The organism is Streptomyces sp. MCA2 (assembly GCF_023544705.1).
Taxonomy (GTDB): Bacteria; Actinomycetota; Actinomycetes; order Streptomycetales; family Streptomycetaceae; genus Streptomyces; species Streptomyces decoyicus.
Window position 1 is genome coordinate 157757 of sequence record NZ_JAMJFM010000005.1, and the last position, 23003, is coordinate 180759.

The 23003-nt window shown below is 70.6% G+C and carries 23 protein-coding genes and 5 tRNA genes; 21 read left to right on the top strand and 7 right to left on the bottom strand.

Annotated elements, in window-relative coordinates; translation table 11 throughout:
* Positions 1-7: 7 nt before the first annotated feature.
* On the bottom strand, positions 8-3754 hold the full coding sequence (locus M8I34_RS06085) for a nitrate- and nitrite sensing domain-containing protein (RefSeq protein ID WP_250048251.1): 3747 nt from the start codon (positions 3752-3754) through the stop codon (positions 8-10).
* Between the two features lie 591 nt (positions 3755-4345).
* On the opposite strand from M8I34_RS06085, the gene M8I34_RS06090 reads away from it, so the two are divergent.
* From M8I34_RS06090 to M8I34_RS06130, 9 genes are all read left to right on the top strand, one after another.
* Positions 4346-4537 (top strand): hypothetical protein, encoded by a 192-nt coding sequence (locus M8I34_RS06090; RefSeq protein WP_250048252.1) that lies wholly within the window; start codon positions 4346-4348, stop codon positions 4535-4537.
* An 82-nt stretch (positions 4538-4619) separates the two neighbouring features.
* Positions 4620-5393, top strand: a complete 774-nt coding sequence (locus M8I34_RS06095; protein WP_030982232.1) for a fumarylacetoacetate hydrolase family protein — start codon at positions 4620-4622, stop codon at positions 5391-5393.
* Complete coding sequence (gene gltX / locus M8I34_RS06100) at positions 5386-6867, top strand: glutamate--tRNA ligase (protein WP_250048253.1); 1482 nt, start codon at positions 5386-5388, stop codon at positions 6865-6867. Before M8I34_RS06095 ends, gltX begins: the two co-directional genes overlap by 8 nt.
* An 83-nt stretch (positions 6868-6950) precedes the next feature.
* Positions 6951-7691, top strand: a complete 741-nt coding sequence (locus M8I34_RS06105; protein WP_250048254.1) for an HAD family hydrolase — start codon at positions 6951-6953, stop codon at positions 7689-7691.
* Positions 7692-7778: 87 nt separating this feature from the next.
* Positions 7779-7850: transfer RNA gene (locus tag M8I34_RS06110), tRNA-Gln, on the top strand.
* Positions 7851-7907: 57 nt separating this feature from the next.
* Positions 7908-7980 (top strand) — tRNA-Glu (locus M8I34_RS06115).
* Positions 7981-8069: 89 nt separating this feature from the next.
* Positions 8070-8142 (top strand) — tRNA-Glu (locus M8I34_RS06120).
* A gap of 16 nt (positions 8143-8158) precedes the next feature.
* Positions 8159-8230, top strand: a tRNA-Gln gene (locus M8I34_RS06125).
* A 40-nt stretch (positions 8231-8270) separates the two neighbouring features.
* Positions 8271-8343: transfer RNA gene (locus M8I34_RS06130), tRNA-Glu, on the top strand.
* Positions 8344-8387: 44 nt separating this feature from the next.
* Here the strand turns inward: M8I34_RS06130 and M8I34_RS06135 are convergent.
* Positions 8388-9035, bottom strand: coding sequence for a MerR family transcriptional regulator (locus tag M8I34_RS06135; protein ID WP_250048255.1), 648 nt, complete (start codon positions 9033-9035; stop codon positions 8388-8390).
* A gap of 79 nt (positions 9036-9114) precedes the next feature.
* Between M8I34_RS06135 and M8I34_RS06140 the strand changes: the two genes are divergently transcribed.
* Entirely contained in the window at positions 9115-9597 is a 483-nt protein-coding gene (locus M8I34_RS06140; protein WP_250048256.1) for a DUF4188 domain-containing protein, read from the top strand.
* Between the two features lie 63 nt (positions 9598-9660).
* Here M8I34_RS06140 and ndgR read toward each other — a convergent pair whose 3' ends face one another.
* Entirely contained in the window at positions 9661-10377 is a 717-nt protein-coding gene (gene ndgR / locus M8I34_RS06145; RefSeq protein ID WP_030982239.1) for an IclR family transcriptional regulator NdgR, read from the bottom strand.
* Positions 10378-10551: 174 nt separating this feature from the next.
* On the opposite strand from ndgR, the gene leuC reads away from it, so the two are divergent.
* From leuC to M8I34_RS06170, 5 genes are all read left to right on the top strand, one after another.
* Positions 10552-11982 (top strand): 3-isopropylmalate dehydratase large subunit, encoded by a 1431-nt coding sequence (gene leuC, locus M8I34_RS06150; RefSeq protein WP_250048257.1) that lies wholly within the window; start codon positions 10552-10554, stop codon positions 11980-11982.
* 5 nt (positions 11983-11987) lie between these two features.
* Positions 11988-12581, top strand: coding sequence for a 3-isopropylmalate dehydratase small subunit (gene leuD, locus M8I34_RS06155; RefSeq protein WP_250048296.1), 594 nt, complete (start codon positions 11988-11990; stop codon positions 12579-12581).
* Between the two features lie 136 nt (positions 12582-12717).
* Positions 12718-12963 (top strand): hypothetical protein, encoded by a 246-nt coding sequence (locus tag M8I34_RS06160; RefSeq protein ID WP_244418538.1) that lies wholly within the window; start codon positions 12718-12720, stop codon positions 12961-12963.
* 125 nt (positions 12964-13088) lie between these two features.
* A complete protein-coding gene (locus M8I34_RS06165; protein ID WP_250048258.1) occupies positions 13089-13739 on the top strand; it encodes an HU family DNA-binding protein in 651 nt (216 codons plus the stop codon).
* A gap of 92 nt (positions 13740-13831) precedes the next feature.
* Positions 13832-14035, top strand: a complete 204-nt coding sequence (locus M8I34_RS06170) for a hypothetical protein (RefSeq protein WP_250048259.1) — start codon at positions 13832-13834, stop codon at positions 14033-14035.
* Here the strand turns inward: M8I34_RS06170 and cofC are convergent.
* On the bottom strand, positions 14016-14753 hold the full coding sequence (gene cofC / locus M8I34_RS06175) for a 2-phospho-L-lactate guanylyltransferase (RefSeq protein WP_250048260.1): 738 nt from the start codon (positions 14751-14753) through the stop codon (positions 14016-14018). The genes M8I34_RS06170 and cofC overlap by 20 nt on opposite strands.
* Positions 14754-14893: 140 nt before the next feature.
* On the opposite strand from cofC, the gene M8I34_RS06180 reads away from it, so the two are divergent.
* From M8I34_RS06180 to M8I34_RS06190, 3 genes are all read left to right on the top strand, one after another.
* The gene (locus tag M8I34_RS06180; RefSeq protein WP_250048261.1) at positions 14894-15736 is read left to right on the top strand and encodes a lysophospholipid acyltransferase family protein; all 843 of its coding nucleotides are present in this window, start codon (positions 14894-14896) and stop codon (positions 15734-15736) included.
* Positions 15733-16734, top strand: coding sequence for an NAD(P)H-dependent glycerol-3-phosphate dehydrogenase (locus M8I34_RS06185; protein WP_308371943.1), 1002 nt, complete (start codon positions 15733-15735; stop codon positions 16732-16734). Before M8I34_RS06180 ends, M8I34_RS06185 begins: the two co-directional genes overlap by 4 nt.
* Before the next feature lie 68 nt (positions 16735-16802).
* Positions 16803-17939 carry a D-alanine--D-alanine ligase family protein gene (locus M8I34_RS06190; protein WP_250048262.1) on the top strand — a complete coding sequence of 379 codons (1137 nt, stop codon included), beginning with the start codon at positions 16803-16805 and terminating at the stop codon, positions 17937-17939.
* Between the two features lie 59 nt (positions 17940-17998).
* Here the strand turns inward: M8I34_RS06190 and M8I34_RS06195 are convergent, their stop codons facing one another.
* Together M8I34_RS06195 and M8I34_RS06200 are read right to left on the bottom strand one after the other, a co-directional pair.
* The gene (locus M8I34_RS06195) at positions 17999-18478 is read right to left on the bottom strand and encodes a DUF3515 domain-containing protein (protein WP_244418532.1); all 480 of its coding nucleotides are present in this window, start codon (positions 18476-18478) and stop codon (positions 17999-18001) included.
* A 21-nt stretch (positions 18479-18499) separates the two neighbouring features.
* A complete protein-coding gene (locus tag M8I34_RS06200) occupies positions 18500-18733 on the bottom strand; it encodes an Lrp/AsnC ligand binding domain-containing protein (RefSeq protein WP_030982260.1) in 234 nt (77 codons plus the stop codon).
* Positions 18734-18891: 158 nt separating this feature from the next.
* On the opposite strand from M8I34_RS06200, the gene M8I34_RS06205 reads away from it, so the two are divergent.
* A complete protein-coding gene (locus M8I34_RS06205; protein ID WP_244418531.1) occupies positions 18892-19860 on the top strand; it encodes a thiamine-phosphate kinase in 969 nt (322 codons plus the stop codon).
* A gap of 91 nt (positions 19861-19951) precedes the next feature.
* The gene (thiD, locus tag M8I34_RS06210) at positions 19952-20761 is read left to right on the top strand and encodes a bifunctional hydroxymethylpyrimidine kinase/phosphomethylpyrimidine kinase (protein ID WP_250048263.1); all 810 of its coding nucleotides are present in this window, start codon (positions 19952-19954) and stop codon (positions 20759-20761) included.
* A gap of 128 nt (positions 20762-20889) precedes the next feature.
* Here thiD and rpmB read toward each other — a convergent pair whose 3' ends face one another.
* On the bottom strand, positions 20890-21075 hold the full coding sequence (gene rpmB / locus M8I34_RS06215; RefSeq protein ID WP_018087178.1) for a 50S ribosomal protein L28: 186 nt from the start codon (positions 21073-21075) through the stop codon (positions 20890-20892).
* Positions 21076-21307: 232 nt separating this feature from the next.
* On the opposite strand from rpmB, the gene M8I34_RS06220 reads away from it, so the two are divergent.
* Positions 21308-22951: a DAK2 domain-containing protein gene (locus tag M8I34_RS06220; protein ID WP_250048298.1), complete on the top strand. Its 1644-nt coding sequence runs from the start codon at positions 21308-21310 to the stop codon at positions 22949-22951.
* Positions 22952-23003: the final 52 nt, after the last annotated feature.

Consider the following 23003-nt stretch of genomic DNA (forward strand, 5'->3'; position numbering starts at 1 on the left):
GACTCAACTAACGCTCCTGCTGGTGAGTGGGATCGACAACGCCGTGGGTGCCGGTGGACGACGACCCGGCCTGCCGGCCTTGCTGGATACCCCGACGGAGATTGGTCAGCCGCCCCCGCACCTCATTGGGCGCACGCGAGACCTGCGGACCGCTCTGGTTGGACTGCTGCTGCGCGGTGCCCGCGACGAGGTTCGCGCGCGGGACCCGGCGGGGCAGCCCGGAGGTGGTGATACCACCCGCGGCGGGCTGGCGGATCTGCTCCGCCTGCCGCCAGGTCTCGTCGTTCGGCGAACTGCGCCACTGGGAGGACTCGGCGGGCGCCGCGTTGCGCGCACCGTTGACCGGTGCGTCGTTGCGGGCGCCGCCGCGTGCGTCGTTGCGGGCGTCGCCGTCCTGAGCGGACCCGCGGCGGGGCAGCCGGGGGGCCTCGGGCTCGGCGGCATCCTGGGGCGGCACACCGGCCGCGGCGGCCGCAGGGGTGTTGAACCAGTTGGACTCGATGGTGTCGAAGATCGGCGTACGGCCGTCCCCGGGACCGGCGTCCGCGCCGCCGAGCACATCGGCGGACGGCGCACCGCTGTCCTGCGGCTGCTGCACCGGGAACTGCCCGGTGCCCTGCGACTCGTCGGCGTACCCGCCGCGGTCGCTGTTCGGCCGCTGGTACTGACCGGTCTCGCTGCCGGGCCGCTGGTACTGACCCGCGTCGCTGCCGGGCCGCTCGTACTGCCCGGTCTCGCTGTTCGGCCGCTCGTACTGGCCGGTGTCGCTGTCGGCCTGCGGGGACCGGGGCGTCTCGTACTGGCCGGTGTCGTACCGACCCGTGTCGTACTGCCCGGTCTCGTACCGACCGGTGTCGTACTGACCCGTGTCGCTGTCCGGAAGGGCGAACTGCCCGGTGTCGCCGGGCCCGTTGCCCGCACCCCGGCCGGCCGGACGCGCACCCTGCGGGCCACGCCCGCCCTGGGAGCCGTCCGCGGCGGGCGGCGGACCGTTGAAGTCGGGACGGGCGAACGCCGCGGTGTCACCGGGGCCGCCGCTCGGCGCGGGCCGCTCGAAGCTGCCGGTGCTCTCCGGCTCCTCGTGGCCGCGCGGCCGGTCCTGCGCCTCGCGGGGCGCCAGCGGCCAGTCGTCGGAGCCGCCGCGCTCACGGCGCGCGCCCCAGCTGGTGCCGCCGGGCTGCTGAGCACCCTGGCCGCCCTGACCGCCCTGGCCGGCGGGCGAACCGCCGGGCAGCTCGGCCGCGGGACCCCGCGCCGGCAGCTGCGGACGCTCCTCGCGGCGCGGTGCGCCGGTGGGCGGTGCCACGGTGGGCGCCGGGCCGTTGTCCGCGCCGCGGGTGGGCAGCGAGGGACGCGAGCCGGTGGGGCGTCCCGCGGCCGGACGGGCCTCGCCGCCCTGCGCCGGGGCGCCGGGGGAGCCTGCGCCGGGAGGCGCCGTACGGCCGGCCGGCGCCGAGGCACCGAAGGCGTTCGGGGCACCGCCGCCGGGGCCGCCGCGGCCGGGCAGCGCGGGGCGCCCGCCGGCCGAGGGGCCGGAACCGACCTGGCCGCGCGGCTGGAGCCCGGCGAGCCGGCTGGCGGGCGCGCCGCCGACGTCGCCGCCGCTCTTCGCGTTGCTCGGTACCGGCTTCTTGCCGCCCTGGGCGAGGTCCACCGGCAGCATGACCAGCGCGGTGGTGCCGCCGGAGTCGGAGGGCCGCAGCTGGATACGGATGCCGTGCCGCAGCGACAGGCGGCCGACCACGAACAGACCCATGCGCCGGGACACCGAGACGTCCACGGTCGGCGGGCTGGCGAGCCGCTCGTTGATGGACGACAGGTCCTCGGGCGACAGACCGATACCGGTGTCGTGGATCTCGACCAGGACCCGGCCGTCGGGCAGCGCGTGACCGGTGACCTTGACCTTGGTCTGTGGCGAGGAGAACGAGGTGGCGTTCTCCAGCAGCTCGGCGAGGAGGTGCACGAGGTCGTTGACGACCCGGCCGGCGACCTCGGTCTGCGGAACGGCGTTGAGTTCGATCCGCTCGTACTGCTCCACCTCGGAGGCGGCGGCACGCAGCACGTCGACCAGCGGGACGGGCCGCGTCCACCGGCGCCCCGGCTCCTCACCGGCGAGGACCAGGAGGTTCTCACCGTTACGGCGCATACGGGTGGCGAGGTGGTCGAGCTTGAAGAGGGAGGACAGCTGGTCCGGGTCGGCCTCGCGGGACTCCAGTTCGGAGATCAGCGAGAGCTGACGCTGGATCAGACCCTGCGAACGGCGCGAGAGGTTGGTGAACATCGCGTTGACGTTGCCCCGCAGCAGCGCCTGCTCGGAGGCGAGGCGGACCGCCTCGCGGTGCACGTCGTCGAAGGCCGCGGCCACCCGGCCGATCTCGTCCCGGCTGTGCACACCGACCGACTCGACGGAGGTGTCCACGTCCTGCGGGTCCGACTCGGACAGCTGCTTGACCAGCTCGGGCAGGCGGTCCTGGGCGACCTTCTGCGCGGTGTCCTGGAGCCGGCGCAGCGAGCGGACCATGGACCGCGCCACGACGAACGCGCCGACCAGCGAGACACCGAGGACGAGCAGGATCAGCGCACCGCTGAGGATGGCCTCCTGCGTGGCCTGGTTGCGCAGCTCGCGGGACTTCTGCTCCATCTCGGAGAGCAGCGTGGTCTCGATCCGCGACATCTCGTCGATCTTGACGGTGTCGGAGTCGTACCAGTCGAGGTAGCGGTAGTCCTGGCTGCGGATGCCGGAGCCGCTGGCGAAGGCCCGGTGCGCGAAGGCGACCGCGGCCTTGATCTCGTCGTTGTTGCCGTCCAGGCCGCGGGTGAGCGCGCCGGCGTTGTTGGTGTAGATCTGCGAGAAGCGGTCACGGGCCGCCTTCTCGCTGTCCTCGGCGTTACGGCCGGCCAGCCGGTCGTTGGTGGACAGCTGCGGGCCGCCCTTGTGGGCGAGGCCGGCACTGACCAGGGCCCGCTGGATCGACGCGTACTCCTTGGCCGACGAGAACGCCGCCAGCGCACGGGTACTGCGGATCATCTCCGGGTTGCTGGTCGCCTGCGCCATGTCCTGGGACAGGTCCAGCAGCGACTTGATCAGCTGGTTGTAGCTGGTGACGGTCCGCGCGGAGTTGTCGCCGTCCTGGTAGGCGTTGCCGCGGATCTCGTTGAGGGTGTTGAGCTGGCGGCCGATCTCCAGGACGGTCGCCCGGACACCGGCCATCGTGGCGTCCTGGCCCTGGATGTCGCCGGTGGCCTGGTTGAACGACAGCTTGGCGCGGTCGGTCGCCTCACGGGGCGCGACGACGTTCGCATCGTCCTTGGAGTTGCCGCTGCCGGCCAGCGGACCGGCAGACTTGTCCCGCTCCACCTGCAACGCGTCGGCGAGCTCGGTCGCCTGCCGCGTCATCTCGGTGAGCAGCTGCATCTTGTCGAGCTGGTCGATGTTCTCCAGCGACGTGCCGATGCGCATGCCGCCCAGCGTGGTCGCGGCGACCACGGGGAGCGCGAGCAGGGAGACCAGGCGGGTACTGATGCGCCAGTTGCGCAGCGCTATTCGCGAACCGGGGCCACTGGCGCCCTTCGACGCCTTGGGCTTGCTGTCCGCGGCGTCATTGCCCGGCGCCTGACCGCCCCCGTCGACGGGCAGAGTGCCCCCGGCGGAACCGCTGCTCTGGGCGCGCTGGGGCGAGGAGGCGCGGTCTGTCCCGCCGCGCAGCTCCGGGTCCGCCGCAGCGCTGCCATCCCTCTTGAAACGTCCCTGCACTAGCGTCGCAACCTCTGGACCAGGCGTCCCACCTCGGCGGGACGGTGTCGAGTCTTATGGGGGACCGCTGAGTCCCCCATGGCGGTCGTGAAATGACCGGCGGGCTGCTCTCTCTGGCCGAGAGAACGGCACCACCGCGCGGCGCTACGTTGCGCCCTGCGCGCCGGCTGAAACGTGCGGCGGTCCGTGGAATTCCAGCACAGTGCAGGATCTCCAACAAGAGCGGAGCCGCGCACTGTGACTTGGGTGACGCAATGTACGGAGCACGTCACGACTTGTAGAACGTTCCCCCGTCGATAACGGACTTTTGCCCGCGAGTCGTTCGCCTGTGCTGGCTGCCCCAGGTGCGGTGATCGGGAGTGGAACGTGCACTTCAATCCGCCATTGTCCGATTCGCCCAGGGATGTTGATCATGGGAAATGCGGCATTTGTCGCACAGTTCGTGAGCAAACTCACAAGAAGATCGTGGAGATTCCCCGGACGTCGCAGGGAATAGGCTGCATAGCCTGACGCTTTACACAGTTGCCCTGTGTGACAAGGCAGCTTTCCTCAGGCCCTTTCCCGACCTTTGATGACGCGAGGCATGCAGCAGTGAAGACGACGATGATGTTCCGCAACATAGCCAACCCGCGGCGCACCACCCTGGCCCACCTCAACGACGCCGACGAGCTCGGCACCGAGGTCATCCAGGCGCCGGAGCACACCATCGACCTGCCGGCCCAGACCGCCAATCCCCGCCGCACCGTCCTGATGGACGCCCCCGTGCAGAACGTCCCGGCGTAGGACGTCGCCGGATCGGCAGCAGCCCCGCGATAGCCTGGAGTGTCAACTCCGGCCAGTGATCAATGAGGGGCAGCGGCAACCCGTGCGCATCGCCAGATTCTCCATCGACGGCAACGTCGGCTTCGGCGTCCTCGAAGGCGACGAACTCGACGTCATCAAGGGGCATCCCTTCGCAGAATTCGAGCGCTCGGGGCAGAAGGTCCCCCTGGACAAGGTCCGGCTGCTGCCGCCGGTCCTGCCCAACAAGGTGGTGGCGATCGGCCGCAACTACGCCGAACACGCCGCCGAGCTGGGCAACGCCGTCCCGGACGTACCGGTCACCTTCTTCAAGCCGTCCACCTCGGTGATCGGCCCCGGCGACCCCATCGCGTACCCCTCCTTCTCCCAGGAGGTGCACCACGAGGCGGAGCTCGCCGTCGTCATCGGCCGTATGTGCCGTGAGGTGCCCCGCGAGCGCGCCAAGGACGTCATCCTCGGCTACACCTGCGCCAACGACATCACCGCACGCGATGTCCAGCAGCGCGAGAAGCAGTGGGCCAGGGCCAAGGGCTTCGACAGCTCCTGCCCGCTCGGCCCCTGGGTCGAGACCGGCCTCACCCCCGAGGACATCGCCGCGGGCCTCGCCGTCCAGTGCACGGTCAACGGCGAACAACGGCAGCTCGGCCGCACCAGCGACATGGTCCGCCCGGTCGAGGACCTGATCGTCCACATCACCGAGGCCATGACCCTGCTCCCCGGCGACGTCATCCTCACGGGCACCCCGGCCGGGGTGGGCCCCCTCAACGTCGGCGACGAGGTCGCCGTCACCATCGAAGGCATCGGCACTCTCACCAACAAGGTGATCAAGCGTGGCTAACGCGACCCCCGTCCGCGTCCGTTTCTGTCCCTCCCCGACCGGTAACCCCCACGTCGGCCTGATCCGTACCGCCCTGTTCAACTGGGCCTACGCACGGCACAACAAGGGCTCCCTGGTCTTCCGGATCGAGGACACCGACGCGGCCCGCGACTCCGAAGAGTCCTACAACCAGCTGCTGGACTCCTTCCACTGGCTCGGTTTCGACTGGGACGAGGGCCCCGAGGTCGGCGGCCCGAACGCGCCGTACCGCCAGTCGCAGCGCATGGACATCTACCAGGACGTCGCCGACAAGCTCCTCGCCGCCGGCCACGCGTACCACTGCTACTGCACCACCGAAGAGCTGGACGCCCGCCGCGACGCGGCCCGCAAGGCCGGCCGGCCCTCCGGTTACGACGGCACCTGCCGCACGCTGACCGACGAGCAGAAGGCGGCGTACGAGGCCGAGGGCCGTACCTCCATCGTCCGCTTCCGGATGCCCGACGAGCCGGTCACCTTCACCGACCTGGTGCGCGGCGAGCTGACCTTCACCCCGGAGAACGTTCCGGACTACGGCATCGTCCGCGCCAATGGTGCGCCCCTCTACACCCTCGTCAACCCCGTCGACGACGCCCTGATGGAGATCACCCACGTCCTGCGCGGCGAGGACCTGCTCTCCTCCACCCCCCGCCAGATCGCCCTGTACAAGGCGCTGATCGAGCTGGGCGTCGCCAAGACCGTCCCGGCCTTCGGCCATCTGCCCTACGTCATGGGCGAGGGCAACAAGAAGCTCTCCAAGCGTGACCCGCAGGCGAACCTCAACCTCTACCGCGAGCGCGGCTTCCTCCCCGAGGGCCTGCTCAACTACCTTGCGCTGCTCGGCTGGTCCTTCTCGGCGGATCAGGACATCTTCTCCATCCCCGAGCTGATCGAGAAGTTCGACATCGCGGACGTCAACGCCAACCCGGCCCGCTTCGACCTGAAGAAGGCCGAGGCGATCAACGCCGACCACATCAGGCAGCTGGACGTGAAGGACTTCATCGCGGCCTGCGAGCCCTGGCTGAAGGCCCCGCACGCCAACTGGGAGCCCGCGGACTTCGACGAGGCCGCCTGGCAGGCCATCGCCCCGCACGCCCAGACCCGCCTCACCGTCCTCTCCGACATCACCGCCAATGTCGACTTCCTGTTCCGCAAGGAGCCGGTCGAGGACGAGGCGTCCTGGACGAAGGCGATGAAGGGCGACCCAGTCGCCCTGCTCACCACCGCCCGCGCCACGCTCGAAGCCGCCGACTGGACGTCCGGCCCCGAGCCCCTCAAGGAGGCCGTCCTGGCCGCCGGCGAGCAGCACGGCCTCAAGCTCGGCAAGGCACAGGCCCCCGTCCGGGTGGCGGTCACCGGCCGCACGGTCGGCCTGCCGCTCTTCGAGTCCCTGGAGATCCTCGGCAAGGAGCGCACCCTCCAGCGCATCGACGCGGCCCTGGCCAAGCTGGCCGGCTGACCCCGCAGCAGTGCCCACGGGCCCGGAAGCCGTGCGGCTTCCGGGCCCGTGGCCTGTCCGGAGCGCTCCGCTACATTGCTGTCATGCCCCCGCGCGCCGTCCTGTGGGACCTCGACGACACCCTCTTCGACTACACGGGCTCGGACCGGGCCGGCGCGCTGCGCCACCTCCGGGCCGAGGGCCTCCTTGCCGCACACGGCGGCGAGGAGGCCGCACTGGAGCGCTGGCGGACAGTCATGGAGACCGAGTTCGCCCGCTTCCTCGCCGGTGAGGTGGGCTTCCTCGATCACCGCAGGGCCCGGGCCAGGACGTTCCTGGGGACCCCGCTCCTCCCCGACGCCGAGGCGGATGCCTGGTTCGCCCGGTACATCGCCCATTACGAGGCGTCCTGGACGCTCTTCCCGGATTCCGCGCCCGCACTGGCGGCGCTGGCGCCGCTGGTACGGCAGGCCGTGCTCTCCAACGCCACCACCGCCAACCAGGAGCGCAAGCTGGCCGTTCTCGGGATCCGCGGGTCCTTCGAGGCGGTGTTCTGCGCCGATGAACTGGGGTACGCCAAGCCCGCCGCGGAGGCATTCCACGGCGCCTGTAAGGCGCTTGGCCTAACGCCCGGCGAAGTGGTCTACGTCGGCGACAAGCTCGACATCGACGCGCTCGGCGCCCGGGACGCGGGGCTGCGGGCCGTATGGCTGGACCGTACGGGCACTGGGGAGAAGGCCGGGGAGGAGCTGCCGCCGGGGGTGCGGCGGATCGCGGGCCTGGCGGAGCTCCCCGAGCTCTTGCGCCGAGTTACCGGTTTTGGTGCGCCGTCCACGATCAGGTAATGTTCTTCCTGCGCCGCCCGAGAGGGCCGAAAGGCCCGGCCGGAAAGCGCAAACCAAACAAACCCCCTACGGGGGGTTGAGTTTTGGTGGGCTATGGTGTAATTGGCAGCACGACGGTTTCTGGTTCCGTTAGTCTAGGTTCGAGTCCTGGTAGCCCAGCAAGAGATCTTTCGGTCCACCGTGACCGTGCTGAAGGTTTCTTGATCGCAGTACCAGGCCCCCGTTGTGTAGCGGCCTAGCACGCCGCCCTCTCAAGGCGGTAGCGCCGGTTCGAATCCGGTCGGGGGTACAGATCCTTCCTCTCCGTCTCCTTCGGGTCGCTCCCGGATGCGACGATGCAGAGCCCACGCGACTCCGGTCGCGTGGAGGATCGCTAGGGCCCCCGTTGTGTAGCGGCCTAGCACGCCGCCCTCTCAAGGCGGTAGCGCCGGTTCGAATCCGGTCGGGGGTACTGGTCTAAACCACCATGGGCTATGGTGTAATTGGCAGCACGAGTGATTCTGGTTCATTTAGTCTAGGTTCGAGTCCTGGTAGCCCAGCGCAGTGTGTCCTCGGGACACGTCAACTGCAAGAAAACTTGCCCCCGTTGTGTAGCGGCCTAGCACGCCGCCCTCTCAAGGCGGTAGCGCCGGTTCGAATCCGGTCGGGGGTACAAGAAGGAAAGGCCCCCCGCATCATGCGGGGGGCCTTTTCGTGTCAACTGCCGCTGCCGAAGCGCCTGTTGGACTCCTCCGCCTCCGCCAGCCGGCGCAGGCTCAGCAGCACCGGCTCGTAGAGCACGGTCAGGGCCACCGCCGCCTCCACCTGCTCCGCCGGAGTCGTGAACTCCTCGACCAGATCCAGGTCGGCGACGGCGAGCTGCGCCGCCTGTTGTGCGTAGGGCAGCAGATGCGGGAGGTCGCAGGCGTAGCCGAGGCGGTGCAGTGCGGCGATGGCGCCCACGAGCATGCGGAAGGCGGGGAATTCGTCCGCGATGCCGAGGCTGAACCGCCAGCCGACCTGCCGCATCAGCGCGGTGGCGGTGCGTCGGCCGACGGCCGTGGAGGGGTCGCTCTCGTCGGGCTCCGGGCCGTGGGGGAGGGCCTCGACGGCCGTCCCCAGGCGGGAGAGCTGGTCCCGGGAATCGTCCTCGACGGCGGCCAGGACCTCCCGGGCGGTGCCCACGGGGATCCGGCCGACCTGGATCAGCGCCCGGACCAGACGCAGCCGCCGCAGATGCTCCTCGTCGTACTCGGACTGGGTCGCGGTGATCCGGCGGCCCGGAGGCAGCAGCCGCTCGCGCAGGTAGTACTTGATCGTGGCGGTCGATACCCCGCTGCGCTCGCTCAGCTCCGCCAGTCGCATACCCCTTGCACCTTCCCTTGGAGAGTGTCACTATCCAATCATGGATAGCGACGCTATCCAATGAGTCGAAGGGGGCGTCATGAGCGGTAAGCCGGTGCAAGGGCGGATGACGACGGACGGTGAGCGGGAGGTGGTGGTCTTCCTCATCGGGATGCGCTTCAACAGCTGGCGCGCGGTGCGCAGTTGGCTTCCGGTGTTCCTGGCCATGCCGCGCATGATCAAGGAGCTGGCCCGGGATCCGGACAGCGGGATGATCGGCTACCGGCTGCTGCCCGGGCTGCCGAGGCACTTCGCCGTCCTCCAGTACTGGGACTCGAAGGAGAAGCTGTTCGCGTACGCCACGGACCAGGGCGGCGAGCACCGGCCGGCCTGGGCGGCGTTCAACCGGCGGGCACGGGAGGGGCGGGACAAGGTCGGCTTCTGGCACGAGACCTACGTCGTCCCGGCGGGCTCGTACGAGAGCATCTACATCAATATGCCGTCGTTCGGGCTGGGGGAGGCCCTGGGGACGGTGCCGGTCGGGCGGCGCGGGGAGCGGGCCGCGGACCGGATGGCGGCCTGAGCGCAAAGGCACGCGGCCCCGCCCTGCCGGCCCCGAGGGGGCGCAGGGCGGGGCCGCGCCGCGTCAGCCGGTGCGCCGCAGCCCCTCGGAGAGGCGGGCCGCCGCGTCGATGACCGCCTGGGCGTGCATCCGGCCGGGGTGGCGGGTCAGCCGCTCGATCGGTCCGGAGACCGATACGGAGGCCACCACGCGGTTGGAGGGGCCCCGTACGGGCGCGGAGACCGAGGCCACGCCCGGCTCCCGCTCGCCGATCGACTGGGCCCAGCCGCGGCGCCGTACGCCGGACAGGGCGGTGGCCGTGAAGCGCGCGCCCTGAAGGCCGCGGTGCAGCCGCTCGGGCTCCTCCCAGGCCATCAGGATCTGGGCGGCCGAGCCCGCCTTCATGGGGAGCGTGGAGCCGACCGGGACGGTGTCCCGCAGTCCGGACAGCCGTTCCGCCGCCGCCACACAGATCCGCATATCGCCCTGCCGGCGATAGAGCTGGGCGCTCTCGCCCGTCACGTCGCGCAGATGCGTGAGCACCGGTCCTGCCGTGGCCAGCAGGCGGTCCTCGCCGGCCGCCGCGGCCAGCTCGGACAGGCGCGGGCCCAGGATGAACCGGCCCTGCATGTCCCTCGCCACCATCCGGTGGTGTTCCAGTGCCACGGCCAGCCGGTGGGCCGTGGGTCGTGCGAGCCCTGTCGCCGCGACCAGCCCGGCGAGGGTGGCCGGACCGGACTCCAGGGCACTCAAAACCAGAGCTGCCTTGTCGAGAACGCCGACGCCGCTAGAGTTGTCCATGCAACGATACTCGCGTCTCACACTGTGAAACGCAAGTTCAGTTTTCCAGGAAAGTCGTCAATCTGTAGGTGTGGCCCTGGACCAGGGCCCGGCGTAAGGCCCGGCAAGGGGAATTCTGCGGGCATCACGCACAGACGAGAAAGGCCGGCACTGCGGCCGGCCGGAGGGAAAGCGATGGGACGGACACTCGCGGAGAAGGTCTGGGACGACCATGTCGTCCGGCGCGCGGAAGGCGAGCCCGACCTTCTCTTCATCGATCTCCACCTGCTGCACGAGGTCACCAGCCCGCAGGCCTTCGACGGCCTCCGCAAGGCCGGCCGCCAGGTCCGTCGTACGGATCTGACCATCGCCACCGAGGACCACAACACCCCGACCCTCGACATCGACAAGCCGATCGCCGACCCGGTCTCGCGCACCCAGCTGGAGACGCTGCGCAAGAACTGTGCCGAGTTCGGCGTCCGGCTGCACCCGCTGGGCGATGTCGAGCAGGGCGTTGTCCACGTCGTGGGACCGCAGTTGGGACTGACCCAGCCCGGCACCACCGTGGTCTGCGGTGACAGCCACACCTCCACCCACGGCGCCTTCGGCGCGCTGGCGTTCGGCATCGGCACCAGCCAGGTCGAGCACGTCCTGGCCACCCAGACGCTGCCCCTGGCGCCCTTCAAGACCATGGCGATCACCGTGGACGGCGAGCTGCCCGACGGTGTGACGGCCAAGGACCTCATCCTGGCGATCATCGCCAGGATCGGCACCGGCGGCGGCCAGGGCTACGTCCTGGAATACCGCGGCTCGGCCATCGAGAAGCTGTCGATGGAAGCCCGGATGACCATCTGCAACATGTCGATCGAGGCGGGCGCGCGGGCCGGCATGATCGCCCCCGACGCGACCACCTTCGACTACCTGGAGGGCCGTGACCACGCCCCCCGGGGCGAGGACTGGGACGCCGCGGTCGCGTACTGGAAGACGCTGCGCACCGACGACGACGCGGTCTTCGACGCCGAGGTGCACATCGACGCCTCCGCGCTGGCCCCGTTCGTCACCTGGGGCACCAACCCCGGCCAGGGTGCACCGCTTTCGGCGAACGTCCCCGACCCGGCTTCGTACGAGGACGCCTCGGAGCGCTACGCCGCCGAAAAGGCCCTGGAGTACATGGGGTTGACGGCGGGCCAGCCGCTGCGCGAGATCAACGTGGACACCGTCTTCGTAGGTTCGTGCACCAACGGCCGGATCGAGGACCTGCGCTCCGCGGCCGACATCCTGGAGGGCCGCAAGGTCGCCGACGGCGTGCGGATGCTGGTCGTCCCCGGCTCGGTCCGGGTCTCCCTGGAGGCCGTGGCCGAGGGCCTGGACAAGGTCTTCACCGCGGCGGGGGCCGAATGGCGGCACGCGGGCTGCTCGATGTGCCTGGGCATGAACCCCGACCAGCTGGCACCCGGTGAGCGCTCCGCGTCCACCTCCAACCGCAACTTCGAGGGCCGGCAGGGCAAGGGCGGTCGTACGCACCTGGTCTCGCCGCAGGTCGCCGCCGCAACGGCGGTTCTCGGCCATCTGGCCTCTCCGGCCGATCTGTCCGACGCAGCCGTCGCCACGCCCGCGGGAGTCTGAGAATGATGGAAGCTTTCACCACCCACACCGGACGGGCCGTCCCGCTGCGCCGCAGCAATGTCGACACCGACCAGATCATCCCTGCTCACTGGCTCAAGAAGGTCACCCGCGACGGCTTTGAGGACGGGCTTTTCGAGGCCTGGCGCAAGGACCCGCAGTTCGTCCTCAACCAGGAGCGGTACAAGGGCGCCACGGTGCTGGTCGCGGGCCCCGACTTCGGTACCGGCTCCTCGCGGGAACACGCCGTCTGGGCGCTTCAGAACTACGGCTTCAAGGCCGTCATCTCCTCGCGGTTCGCCGACATCTTCCGTGGCAACTCCCTCAAGAACGGGCTGCTGACGGTGGTCCTGCCGCAGGAGACCGTCGACCGGCTCCAGCAGCTGCTGGAGGCCGACCCGACCGCCGAGGTGACGGTTGACCTGGTCGGCAGGCAGGTGCGCGCCGAGGGTGTCACCGCCGACTTCGAGCTGGACGAGAACGCCCGTTGGCGTCTGCTGGAGGGGCTGGACGACATCAGCCTCACCCTTCGGGAGGAGTCGTCCATCGTGGATTACGAGGCGAACAGGCCGTCGTTCAAGCCGCGTACTATCGAGGTCTGACCTCGGGTTTTATGGCTCAAAGCTATATTGCGTACGATGCGCCCCCTGTGCAGTTGGCAGGGGGCGCTTCTGCTTGTTCAGGCGGCTGTTGAGGCCCCGTGAAGCGACAACTCGCCGCAGATGGCACAATTAGCGCATGGAACGCGACGACCAACTCGAGCTCTACGGTCTCGTCGCCGACCGGCTCAAGGACGCACATACAAGAGTGCGCACACTGCAAGTCCCGGAGGGCGTACGGATGGCGCTGACCCGGAAGCTGCTCGTCATCACGGCCGCGGCTAAACACGATCTTGCGGACGCGGCAAGGCGTCTGGAGTGCTTCATGGAAGACCTCGACGAAGGTCGCTATCCCGAAGATGTGCGCGCCGACGGAAGTCCGTGAAGGTCGACTTCGTTGCGGCACAAGGGTGATTAGCCCGTTTCGTGTTTGATTTGCGGTATATATCTGCCTAACGTGCGAAAAAGCTTGGAATCTTTCGTTCCAGCAATGTCTCCGAAGGGGAAGACGTGAACAAGGCGCAGCTCGTAGAAGCCATTGCCGACAAGCTCGGCGGCCGCCAGAACGCCGCGGACGCGGTGGACGCCGTACTGGACGCAATCGTCCGTTCAGTTGTCACCGGCGACCGCGTTTCGGTCACCGGATTCGGCTCGTTCGAGAAGGTCGACCGCCCGGCCCGCTACGCCCGCAACCCGCAGACGGGTGAGCGCGTACGGGTCAAGAAGACCTCGGTGCCGCGCTTCCGCGCCGGTCAGGGGTTCAAGGACCTGGTGAGCGGCTCGAAGAAGCTCCCCAAGGGCGGAGAGGTCGCCGTCAAGAAGGCACCCAAGGGCAGCCTCTCCGGTGGCACCGCCATCAAGAAGGCCGCCGCCAAGAAGGCCACCGCCAAGAAGGCGACGGCGAAGAAGACGACGGCGAAGAAGGCCGCGGCGAAGAAGGCCACGCCGGCGAAGAAGACCACCGCCAAGAAGACAACGGCGAAGAAGACCGCCACGAAGGCCACCGCCAAGAAGGCGGCCCCGGCCAAGAAGACCACCGCCAAGAAGGCGACGGCGAAGAAGACCGCCCCGGCCAAGAAGGCCACGGCGAAGAAGGCCCCCGCGAAGAAGGCCACCGCACGCAAGACCACCGCCAAGAAGACCACCGCGCGCAAGCGTTGATTCAGCAGCAGCGGCGACGCCACGCGTCGGGCCGGTCTCCCTTCGGGGAGCCCGGCCCGCGGTGCGTCCGGGGGCCGTCTAGGCTCTCTTCCATGCAGGCCACCGCGTATACGTACGACTCCGAGACCCGCTCCGGCAGCGTGCTGCTGGACGACGGCACCCCGCTGCCCTTCGACGCGGCGGCCTTCGACGCCGGCGGCCTGTTGCTGCTGCGGCCCGGCCAGCGGGTCCGTATCGACGTCACCGGCGACGGGGCCGACCGGCATATCGCCCTGATCACGCTCCAGACGCTCTGACCTGCGGCGGCAGCAGCCGCTGTGGTCCGTCCGGCGCGACGGCCCCGGTTGCCGCGCCGCCCGCCAGATGCGGCGCCTGGAGCGCCGTGTGCGGGCCCACGCCCAGTGCCAGCGCGGCCAGCAGATCCTCGCCGGTGTCCACGTCCCGCCGTACCGAGGGCACCCCGGGCGCGGTGATCTCGTGCGCCCCGGATGCCAGGTGGCGGGCCCGTGACGCACTTCCGAATGCCGGTTCCAATTCCACTCCGGAAGTCGCGGTCAGAAGTGTTGTCCCGATATCCGCCGCATCCGCGAGAAATGCACGGGGAAATTGCGCAGCGGAATGGAGCACCAGTTCCAGCTCGGCGGGCCGCAGCGCGGGAAGGTCGGCGTTCAGCGCGGCGACCGCCGCGTCCGGGCGACGCGCCCGGACGGCGTGCGCTCCATGGACCAGTGCGGCGTTGAGCCCGCGGGCCGGTGTGTCGGGCACGATGCGCGCTCCCAGCGCCGCCAGGCGCTCGCCGGCCGTCCTGTCGTCCGTGACAACCGCCACATCCCGGACGTCCTTGCAGGCCAGAGCCGCTGCCACGGTATCCAGGGCGAACGCGAGGGCCAGTCGGGGACGGAACTCCTCACCGGCGGCCCCGGAGAGCCTGCTCTTGGCCCGCACCAGCGGTTTCAGCGGCACGACCAGGCTCCAGGCCGCCTCTGCTCCGCCCTCTGTTCCGTCTCTTCGCATCGGCGCCATTCTCACCTGCTGCCGCCGCTCCGCGGGAGCGTCGGGGTTACGGTGTCCTCGACATAGCGGGTACCTGGGGCGACACTTGTGCGGCTGCCGGCCCGCAGCAGCTTTGCAGGTCCCACAAGGAGGGTGTCCCAGTGTCCCGCCGCAGAATCGGCTTCTGGTACCGCTTGGCCGCGGTCATCTGCAAACCGCCGCTCTTGGTTCTGTTCAAGCGGGACTGGCAGGGAATGGAGCACATTCCGGCCGACGGCGGATTTATCACCGCGGTCAACCACAACTCGTATCTTGATCCGCTCTCGTATGCGCACTATCAGTACAACACCGGGCGGGTCCCCCGATTCCTCGCCAAGGCCGGACTCTTCAAGAGCGGCTTTGTGGGCCTGATGATGCGCGGCACCGGACAGATCCCCGTGTACCGGGAAACCACCGACGCCGCGACCGCGTTCCGCGCCGCCGTCGACGCCATCGAGAAGGGCGAATGCGTCGCCTTCTACCCCGAGGGCACCCTCACCCGCGACCCCGAGCTGTGGCCCATGCAGGGCAAGACCGGTGCCGCCCGGGTGGCGTTGCTGACCAAGGCGCCGGTCATCCCCGTCGCCCAGTGGGGCGCCAATGACGCGATGCCGCCGTACGCCACGGAGAACAAGCTCCGCCTCCTGCCGCGCAAGACGCTGCGGGTGAAGGCGGGGCCGCCGGTCGACCTGAGCGCGTTCTACGACCGGGAGCCGACCGCGGAGGTGCTGCGGGCCGCCACCGACGTCATCATGGCCGCGATCTCCGAGCAGCTGGCCGGCCTCCGCGGTGAGCCCGCGCCGGCCGAACCGTACGACTGGCGCAAGGCGATCGCCCGGGAGCGCCGCGCCGCCCGGGAGGCCGCCAAGGCCGCCACAGCGGCCGCGGCCGCCGCCCCCGAACCGGCCGTCGGCCCGCAGCAGGCCCGAAGCACCCAGCAGGCACAGGAGGATGAAAGCAAGTGACGCGCTGCGCCGTCTACGGCACGGGGTCCTGGGGTACCGCCTTCGCGATGGTGCTCGCCGACGCGGGATGCGAGGTGACCCTGTGGGGGCGCCGGACGGCCCTGGTCGACGCCATCAACAACGGCCGTACGAACCCTGACTATCTGCCGGGGATCGAGCTCCCCGCGTCCGTACGGGCCACCACCGACCCGGCACAGGCAGCACACGGCGCGGAGTTCGCCGTGCTGGCCGTGCCCGCGCAGACGCTGCGCGGCAATCTCGCCGAATGGGCGCCCCTGCTGCCCGACGGCACGGTCCTGGTCTCCCTGATGAAGGGCGTCGAACTGGGCACCGCCAAGCGCATGAGCGAGGTCATCGAGGAGGTCGCGAAGGTGCCGGCGGAGCAGGTCGCCGTGCTGACCGGCCCCAACCTCGCCAAGGAGATCGCCGCCCGGCAGCCGGCCGCCGCGGTCGTCGCGTGCGCCGACGAGGCGGTCGCCCAGCGGTTCCAGACCGCCTGCCACACCTCCTACTTCCGCCCGTACACCAACACCGACGTGGTGGGCTGTGAACTGGGCGGCGCGGTCAAGAACGTCATCGCGCTCGCCGTCGGCATCGCCACCGGCATGGGCCTGGGCGACAACGCCAAGGCGTCCCTGATCACCCGCGGTCTGGCCGAGACCACCCGGCTCGGCCTCGCCATGGGCGCCGACGCGCACACCTTCGCGGGTCTGGCCGGCATGGGCGACCTCGTCGCCACCTGCTCCTCGCCGCTGTCGCGCAACAACACCTTCGGCACCAACCTCGGCCGCGGAATGACGCTCCAGGAGACCATCGCGGTCACCAAGCAGACCGCCGAGGGCGTCAAGTCCTGCGAATCCGTACTGGATCTGGCCCGCAGGCACGGCGTCGACATGCCGCTCACCGAGACGGTCGTGGAGATCGTCCACGAGGGCAAGCCGCCGATGGTCGCCCTCAAGGAGCTGATGTCGCGCAGCGCCAAGTCCGAACGGCACTGAGGCGCCACGCCACTATCGGCGGCCGCAGCGCTGACTCCACGGCTACCAGCAGGTACCCTCAACCCGATATGAGCAGCGAGACCTCCCCACACAAGCCCCGCGTCGCCGTCGTGTTCGGCGGCCGCAGCTCCGAGCACGCGATCTCCGTGCTCACGGCTGGCGCCGTGCTGCGCGCCATCGACCGTGACAAGTACGACGTGCTGCCCATCGGCATCACCACCGACGGCCGCTGGGCGCTCACCGCCGACGACCCCGAGCGGATGGCCATCGCGGACCGGCGGCTGCCCAGCGTGGCCGAGCTCGCCGAGTCCACCGAGGGCGGCGTGGTGCTCCCCGTCGACCCCACCAACCGCGAGGTCGTCTACAGCGAACCGGGCTCGGTGCCCAAGGCGCTGGGCGAGGTCGATGTGGTCTTCCCGGTGCTGCACGGCCCCTACGGCGAGGACGGCACCCTGCAAGGCCTGCTGGAGCTCTCCGGTGTGCCCTACGTCGGCTCGGGCGTCCTCTCCTCCGCCGTCGGCCAGGACAAGGACTACATGAAGCGGGTGTTCGCCTCCTTCGGGCTGCCGGTCGGCCCGTACGAGGTCATCCGCCCGCGCGAGTGGGATAAGGATCCGGCGGCCGCCCGCAGGAAGATCGTGGACTTCGCCGGCGAGCACGACTGGCCGCTCTTCGTGAAGCCCGCCCGGGCCGGCTCGTCCATGGGCATCACCAAGGTCGACGACCTCGCGGGCCTGGACGAGGCGGTCGAGGAGGCCCGCCGGCACGACCCCAAGATCCTCGTGGAGTCGCTGCTGAGCGGCCGCGAGATCGAGTGCGGGGTGCTGGAGTTCGAGGACGGCCCGCGGGCCAGCGTGCCGGCCGAGATCCCGCCGGTCACCGCGCACGACTTCTACGACTTCGAGGCCAAGTACATCGACTCGGCCGACGGGATCGTGCCGGCGCCGCTGACCGCCGAGCAGACCGCCGAGGTCCAGGAGCTCGCCGTCGCGGCCTTCGAGGCGGCGTCCTGCGAGGGTCTGGTGCGCGCGGACTTCTTCCTTCAGGACAACGGCGAGTTCGTGATCAACGAGATCAACACGCTCCCGGGATTCACGCCCATCTCGATGTACCCGCGGATGTGGCAGGAGAGCGGCGTGAGCTACCCGGAGCTGATCGACCGGCTCCTCCAGGCCGCGCTGGAGCGCTCCACGGGACTGCGCTGAGCCGGTTCCGGCCCCCGGCCCCTCGCCGTACGGCACCGGGCTGATCCGGGAGGGAAGTCCTAGACCCCCACGGGCACGGTCTTCTTCACGGCGCGCCCGAGATCGGTGAGCACATCGACCTCGGGCGCGTACTTCCGGGGAACGGTCACCTCGACGAAGGCCTTCCGCAGCACCGTCGTGAAGCGATAGCCGTCCTCCTGCTTCTCGAAGAGCCATTCGACCCCATTGACTTCCGCCGCGTCGGCCTTGGGGTTGTAATGTTCACTCCCGTACGTCAGGACGTCGGGCTTCGGCACCCCGCAGCGCAGTTTCACGGCAGGATCGCCCCATATGGCAGTGAAGTCGGAGACGGGCTCGGGAGTACCCCGCTTCAGCCCGTCCACGGTCTGCGGCAACTCCTTGTGGAGCGCCCGGCAGTGCCGCGCCGCCTCACCCTTGGGGGAGGGTACGGCCACGTCTTCGGAAGCGGAGCAGCTCACCGCGGCGAACAGGACCGTGAGCAGGGGGAGGGCCAGGTACCGGCGGCGCGTAGAGATCACCCGGCCGAGGATACGGGGGAGCTAAATATGGACGACCGGGCAGGTAAGGGTGCGCGTGATGCCTTCCACTTGCTGGACCTTCGCGACCACCATGCGGCCCAGCTCATCGACGGTTTCGGCCTGCGCGCGCACGATGACGTCATAGGGCCCGGTCACGTCCTCGGCCTGAAGCACACCATGGATCGTGGAGATCGTCTCAGCTACCGCCGAGGCCTTGCCGACCTCGGTCTGGATCAGGATGTAGGCCTGTACCACGGAACCTCCAGGGCGGCTACGAGGATCATGTGGGAAGAAGGGACGCCACGGTACCGCGTCACCGAGCGGAGCGGGGAGACCCGCGCGGTGAACTCGGCAAGTGCGGCACAGTCGTCAGCCACGTACGGACCGTCCGTACACATGGGAAGGGCAACAGCATGAAGGGCACCGTGGGCGAGCTGGGGGAGTTCGGGCTGATCAGGGAGCTCACCTCCCGGCTCACCACCACTCCGGCCGTACGGATCGGGCCGGGTGACGATGCCGCGGTGGTCACCGCGCCGGACCGGAGGGTGGTCGCCAGCACCGACATCCTCCTGGAGGGCCGGCACTTCAGGCGCGACTGGTCCACCGCCTACGACGTCGGCCGCAAGGCCGCCGCCCAGAACCTCGCCGACATCGCGGCGATGGGCGCGGTGCCCACCGCGATCCTGCTCGGCCTGGTCGTGCCCGCGGAGCTCCCCGCGACCTGGCCGACCGAGCTGATGGACGGCCTGCGCGACGAATGCCAGGTGGCCGGCGCCGCGGTCGTCGGCGGGGACGTCGTACGCGGTGACACCATCACCATCGCGATCACCGCGCTCGGCGATCTGCGCAACCAGGAGCCGGTCACCCGCGCCGGTGCCCAGCCCGGCGATGTGGTCGCGGTGACCGGCTGGCTCGGCTGGTCCGCCGCCGGGCACGCCGTCCTCTCCCGCGGCTTCCGCTCGCCGCGCGCCTTCGTGGAGGCCCACCGCCGCCCCGAGCCGCCGTACCACGCGGGCCCGGCGGCCGCCGGACTCGGCGCCACCGCCATGACCGATGTCAGCGACGGACTGGTCGCCGACCTCGGGCACATCGCCGAGGCCAGCAAGGTCCGGATCGATCTGCGCTCCGCCGGTATCGACATCCCCTCGCAGATGTCCGACATCGGCACGGCCGTGGGCGTGGACCCGATGCAGTGGGTGCTCAACGGCGGTGAGGATCATGCGATCGTGGCCACTTTCCCGCCCGATGTGAAGCTGCCCGCCCGGTGGAAGGTCATCGGCGAGGTGCTCAACCCCTCCGCGCTGCCCCAGGTGACGGTGGACGGCGCCCCGTGGGCCAAGGCCGGCTGGGACCACTTCGGGGACAACGGGGACACCGAATAGGTTCCGAACGGACCACGGACGACGCGGGTACGGGCGGAGCCGGTACGGGCGCCCGCAGGTCCGCGGGGTGCCGCCGAGTAGATTCGGCGGTATGCACATACCTCCACGCGTCCTGACCGTCGCCGGGTCCGACTCCGGCGGCGGCGCGGGCATCCAGGCCGACCTGAAGACGATGCTGGCGCTCGGCACCCACGGCATGAGCGTGCTCACCGCCGTCACCGCCCAGAACTCCCTGGGCGTACAGGGCGCGTGGGAGCTGCCGGCCGAGGCCGTACGGGCCCAGTTCCGCAGCGTCGTCGACGACATCGGCGTGCAGGCGGTGAAGACCGGGATGCTCTCCTCGGCCGAACTCGTCGAGACCGTCGCCGAACTGCTCGCCGGACTGCGGGTCCCGGTGGTCGTCGACCCCGTAGGGGTCTCCAAGCACGGTGACGCACTGCTCGCCGCCACCGCCCTGGACGCGGTCCGCACCGCGCTGCTGCCGACCGCCACCGTCGCCACCCCCAACCTGGACGAGGTCGCCCAGCTGACCGGGATCCGCGTCGAGGAGGAGGCCGATATGCGCCGGGCGGCCGCCGCGGTCCTCGACTTCGGGCCGCGCTGGGCGCTCATCAAGGGCGGCCATCTGACGGCCGGGCACGGCGGCAGCGCCGTCGATCTGCTCACCGACGGCACCGAGGAACACTGGCTGCGCGCCCCCCGCCACGACAACCGGCACACCCACGGCACCGGCTGCACCCTCGCCAGTGCGCTCGCCGCGCAGCTCGCCAAGGGGGACACCGTCCCGCAGGCCGCCGCGGCGGCGAAGGACTATGTCACCGGCGCCCTCGCGGCCGGCTTCCGGCTGGGTGCGGGCATCGGCCCCGTGGACCACGGCTGGCGCTGGCGCGACGCGCACTGACCGCGGGCACCGGGGCCCCACGGGCGAAGCGTCCGCGGCGCCCGGCCCCGGGAAAGGCAGAAGCCGGTCCACCACGAAGGTGGACCGGCTTCGCAAGCAACCGGTTGGGCTGCGCTACGGCTTAGGCGTCAGCGCGAGACCTTGCCGGCCTTGATGCACGAGGTGCAGGCGTTCAGCCGCTTCGGCGTGCGCCCGATCACTGCACGCACCGTCTGGATGTTGGGGTTCCAACGACGGTTGGTACGGCGATGCGAGTGCGAGACACTCTTGCCGAAGCCCGGCCCCTTGCCGCAGACGTCGCAGTTGGCAGCCACGGGTCACTCCAAAGACTTCAGATGCACTTACGGTGAAATCCCGACGAGCCGAGTGCATTGCCCGAACGGCACCGTCAGGAGAGGAATGGCCCGATTCTCATCGGGCAACCGGAGCAGCATACAACGACCGCTCCCGTAGAACGAAACTACCACGCACCCCCGGGCCCCCGCCCCGGCCCTCCCGCCGGAGCGCGGCTACTGTGCGGTGCATCCCGTGACCCAGGAGGACGACGTGCCGTACCCGCTCGACGCCGCCGCGGTCCGCTCCTGGTGCGGGCTCGCGCTGGAGGCGCTCGGCCGGGAACGCGAGCGGATCGACGCGATCAACGTCTACCCGGTGGCCGACGGCGACACCGGCACCAACCTCTATCTGACGCTCGAATCGGCCGCCCGCGCGGTCGAGGCCGCCTTCGACGGGCACGCCTCGGCCGGTACCGCGCCCCGCCTCGCGGACGCCATCGGGGCCATGGCGCACGGCGCCCTCATCGGGGCGCGCGGCAACTCCGGCACGATCGTGGCGCAGCTGCTGCGCGGGATGACCGAGGTGCTGGCCGCCACCGACGGCTCCGCGGACGCCCTGTGCCGGGCGCTGCGCCGGGCCGCCGCATCGACGTACGAGGCCGTCGCGCACCCCGTGGAAGGCACCGTGCTGACGGTGGCGACCGCAGCCGCGGACGCCGCGGAGCGGGCCGCGGGCGAAGCCGCCGGGGCCGCCGAGGTCGCCCGCGCCGCCCATGAGGGGGCACGGACCGCCCTCCGGGCGACCCCCGGGCAGCTCGCGGTCCTGGAGCGGGCCGGTGTGGTGGACGCCGGCGGCTGCGGGCTCGTCGCGCTGCTGGGCGCGCTCGCCGATGTGCTCTCCGGTGAGGTCTCGGCGGCGCCGGTCGCCGTACGGGCCGACGCCCCGCTCCCCGAGGCGGCCGGCTGCGAGGCCGCGGGCCGGGTGGCGGCGGCCGGCTGCGCGGAGCCGGCCGGGCCCGCCTTCGAGGTGATCTATCTGCTGGAGGCCGACGACGCCGCTGTGGCGCGGCTGCGGACCCGGCTCGACGGGCTCGGTGACTCGCTGGTGGTGGTCGGCGGGGACGGTCTGTGGAACGTCCATGTCCATGTCGACGACGCGGGCGCCGCCGTGGAGGCCGGTATCGAGGCGGGCCGCCCCTACCGGATCCGTATCCAGCACTTCGGCGGCGCCCGCGCCAAGGAGCCGGAGATGACGGCGCGTGCCGTGGTCGCGGTGGTGCCCGGCGCCGGGCTCGCCGCACTGTGCGCGGAGGCCGGCGCCACCCCTGTCTCCGTACGCCCCGGAGAGCCGCCCGCCAGCGGCGAACTGGTGCAGGCGATCCGGCAGGCGCACGCCCGTGAGGTGATGCTGCTGCCGAACGACCACGACCTGCGGCACACCGCCGCGGCCGCCGCCGAACAGGCCCGCACCGAAGGCGTACGGGTCGCCCTGATCCCCACCCGCTCCGCCGTCCAGGGCATCGCGGCGCTGGCCGTGCACGAACCGGGCCGCAGCTTCGACGAGGACGTGGTCGCGATGACCGCGGCCGCGGGGGCCACCCGCTACGCCGAGCTGGCCCTCGCCGAGCGGCAGTCGTGGACGATGGCAGGCGTCTGCCAGGCCGGGGACGTCCTCGGCCTGATCGACGGGGACGTCGTGGTGATCGGCTCCGAGCTCACCGCTACCGCGATGACCGTGCTCGACCGGATGCTCTCCGCGGGCGGGGAGATGGTGACCCTGGTCCTCGGCGCGGAGGTGCCCGACGGGCTCGCCGGGCAACTGGAGGGCTATGTCCGCGAGCACCATCTCGCCGTGGACACGGTCGTCTACGACGGCGGCCAGCATGCCGCGCCGCTGCTCATCGGCGTGGAGTGAGCGCACAGGGCCCGTGTGAGCGCGCCGGGCCGGTGAGCGGGCCACGATTGTC

Coding starts and splice junctions, on each gene's coding strand:
- leuD (WP_250048296.1), top strand. CDS start 11,988: ATGGAAGCTTTCACCACCCACACCGGACGGGCCGTCCCGCTGCGCCGC.
- leuC (WP_250048257.1), top strand. CDS start 10,552: ATGGGACGGACACTCGCGGAGAAGGTCTGGGACGACCATGTCGTCCGG.
- M8I34_RS06205 (WP_244418531.1), top strand. CDS start 18,892: ATGAAGGGCACCGTGGGCGAGCTGGGGGAGTTCGGGCTGATCAGGGAG.
- ndgR (WP_030982239.1), bottom strand. CDS start 10,377: ATGGACAACTCTAGCGGCGTCGGCGTTCTCGACAAGGCAGCTCTGGTT.
- M8I34_RS06190 (WP_250048262.1), top strand. CDS start 16,803: ATGAGCAGCGAGACCTCCCCACACAAGCCCCGCGTCGCCGTCGTGTTC.
- M8I34_RS06105 (WP_250048254.1), top strand. CDS start 6,951: ATGCCCCCGCGCGCCGTCCTGTGGGACCTCGACGACACCCTCTTCGAC.
- M8I34_RS06160 (WP_244418538.1), top strand. CDS start 12,718: ATGGAACGCGACGACCAACTCGAGCTCTACGGTCTCGTCGCCGACCGG.
- M8I34_RS06140 (WP_250048256.1), top strand. CDS start 9,115: ATGAGCGGTAAGCCGGTGCAAGGGCGGATGACGACGGACGGTGAGCGG.
- M8I34_RS06135 (WP_250048255.1), bottom strand. CDS start 9,035: ATGCGACTGGCGGAGCTGAGCGAGCGCAGCGGGGTATCGACCGCCACG.
- M8I34_RS06170 (WP_250048259.1), top strand. CDS start 13,832: ATGCAGGCCACCGCGTATACGTACGACTCCGAGACCCGCTCCGGCAGC.
- thiD (WP_250048263.1), top strand. CDS start 19,952: ATGCACATACCTCCACGCGTCCTGACCGTCGCCGGGTCCGACTCCGGC.
- cofC (WP_250048260.1), bottom strand. CDS start 14,753: ATGCGAAGAGACGGAACAGAGGGCGGAGCAGAGGCGGCCTGGAGCCTG.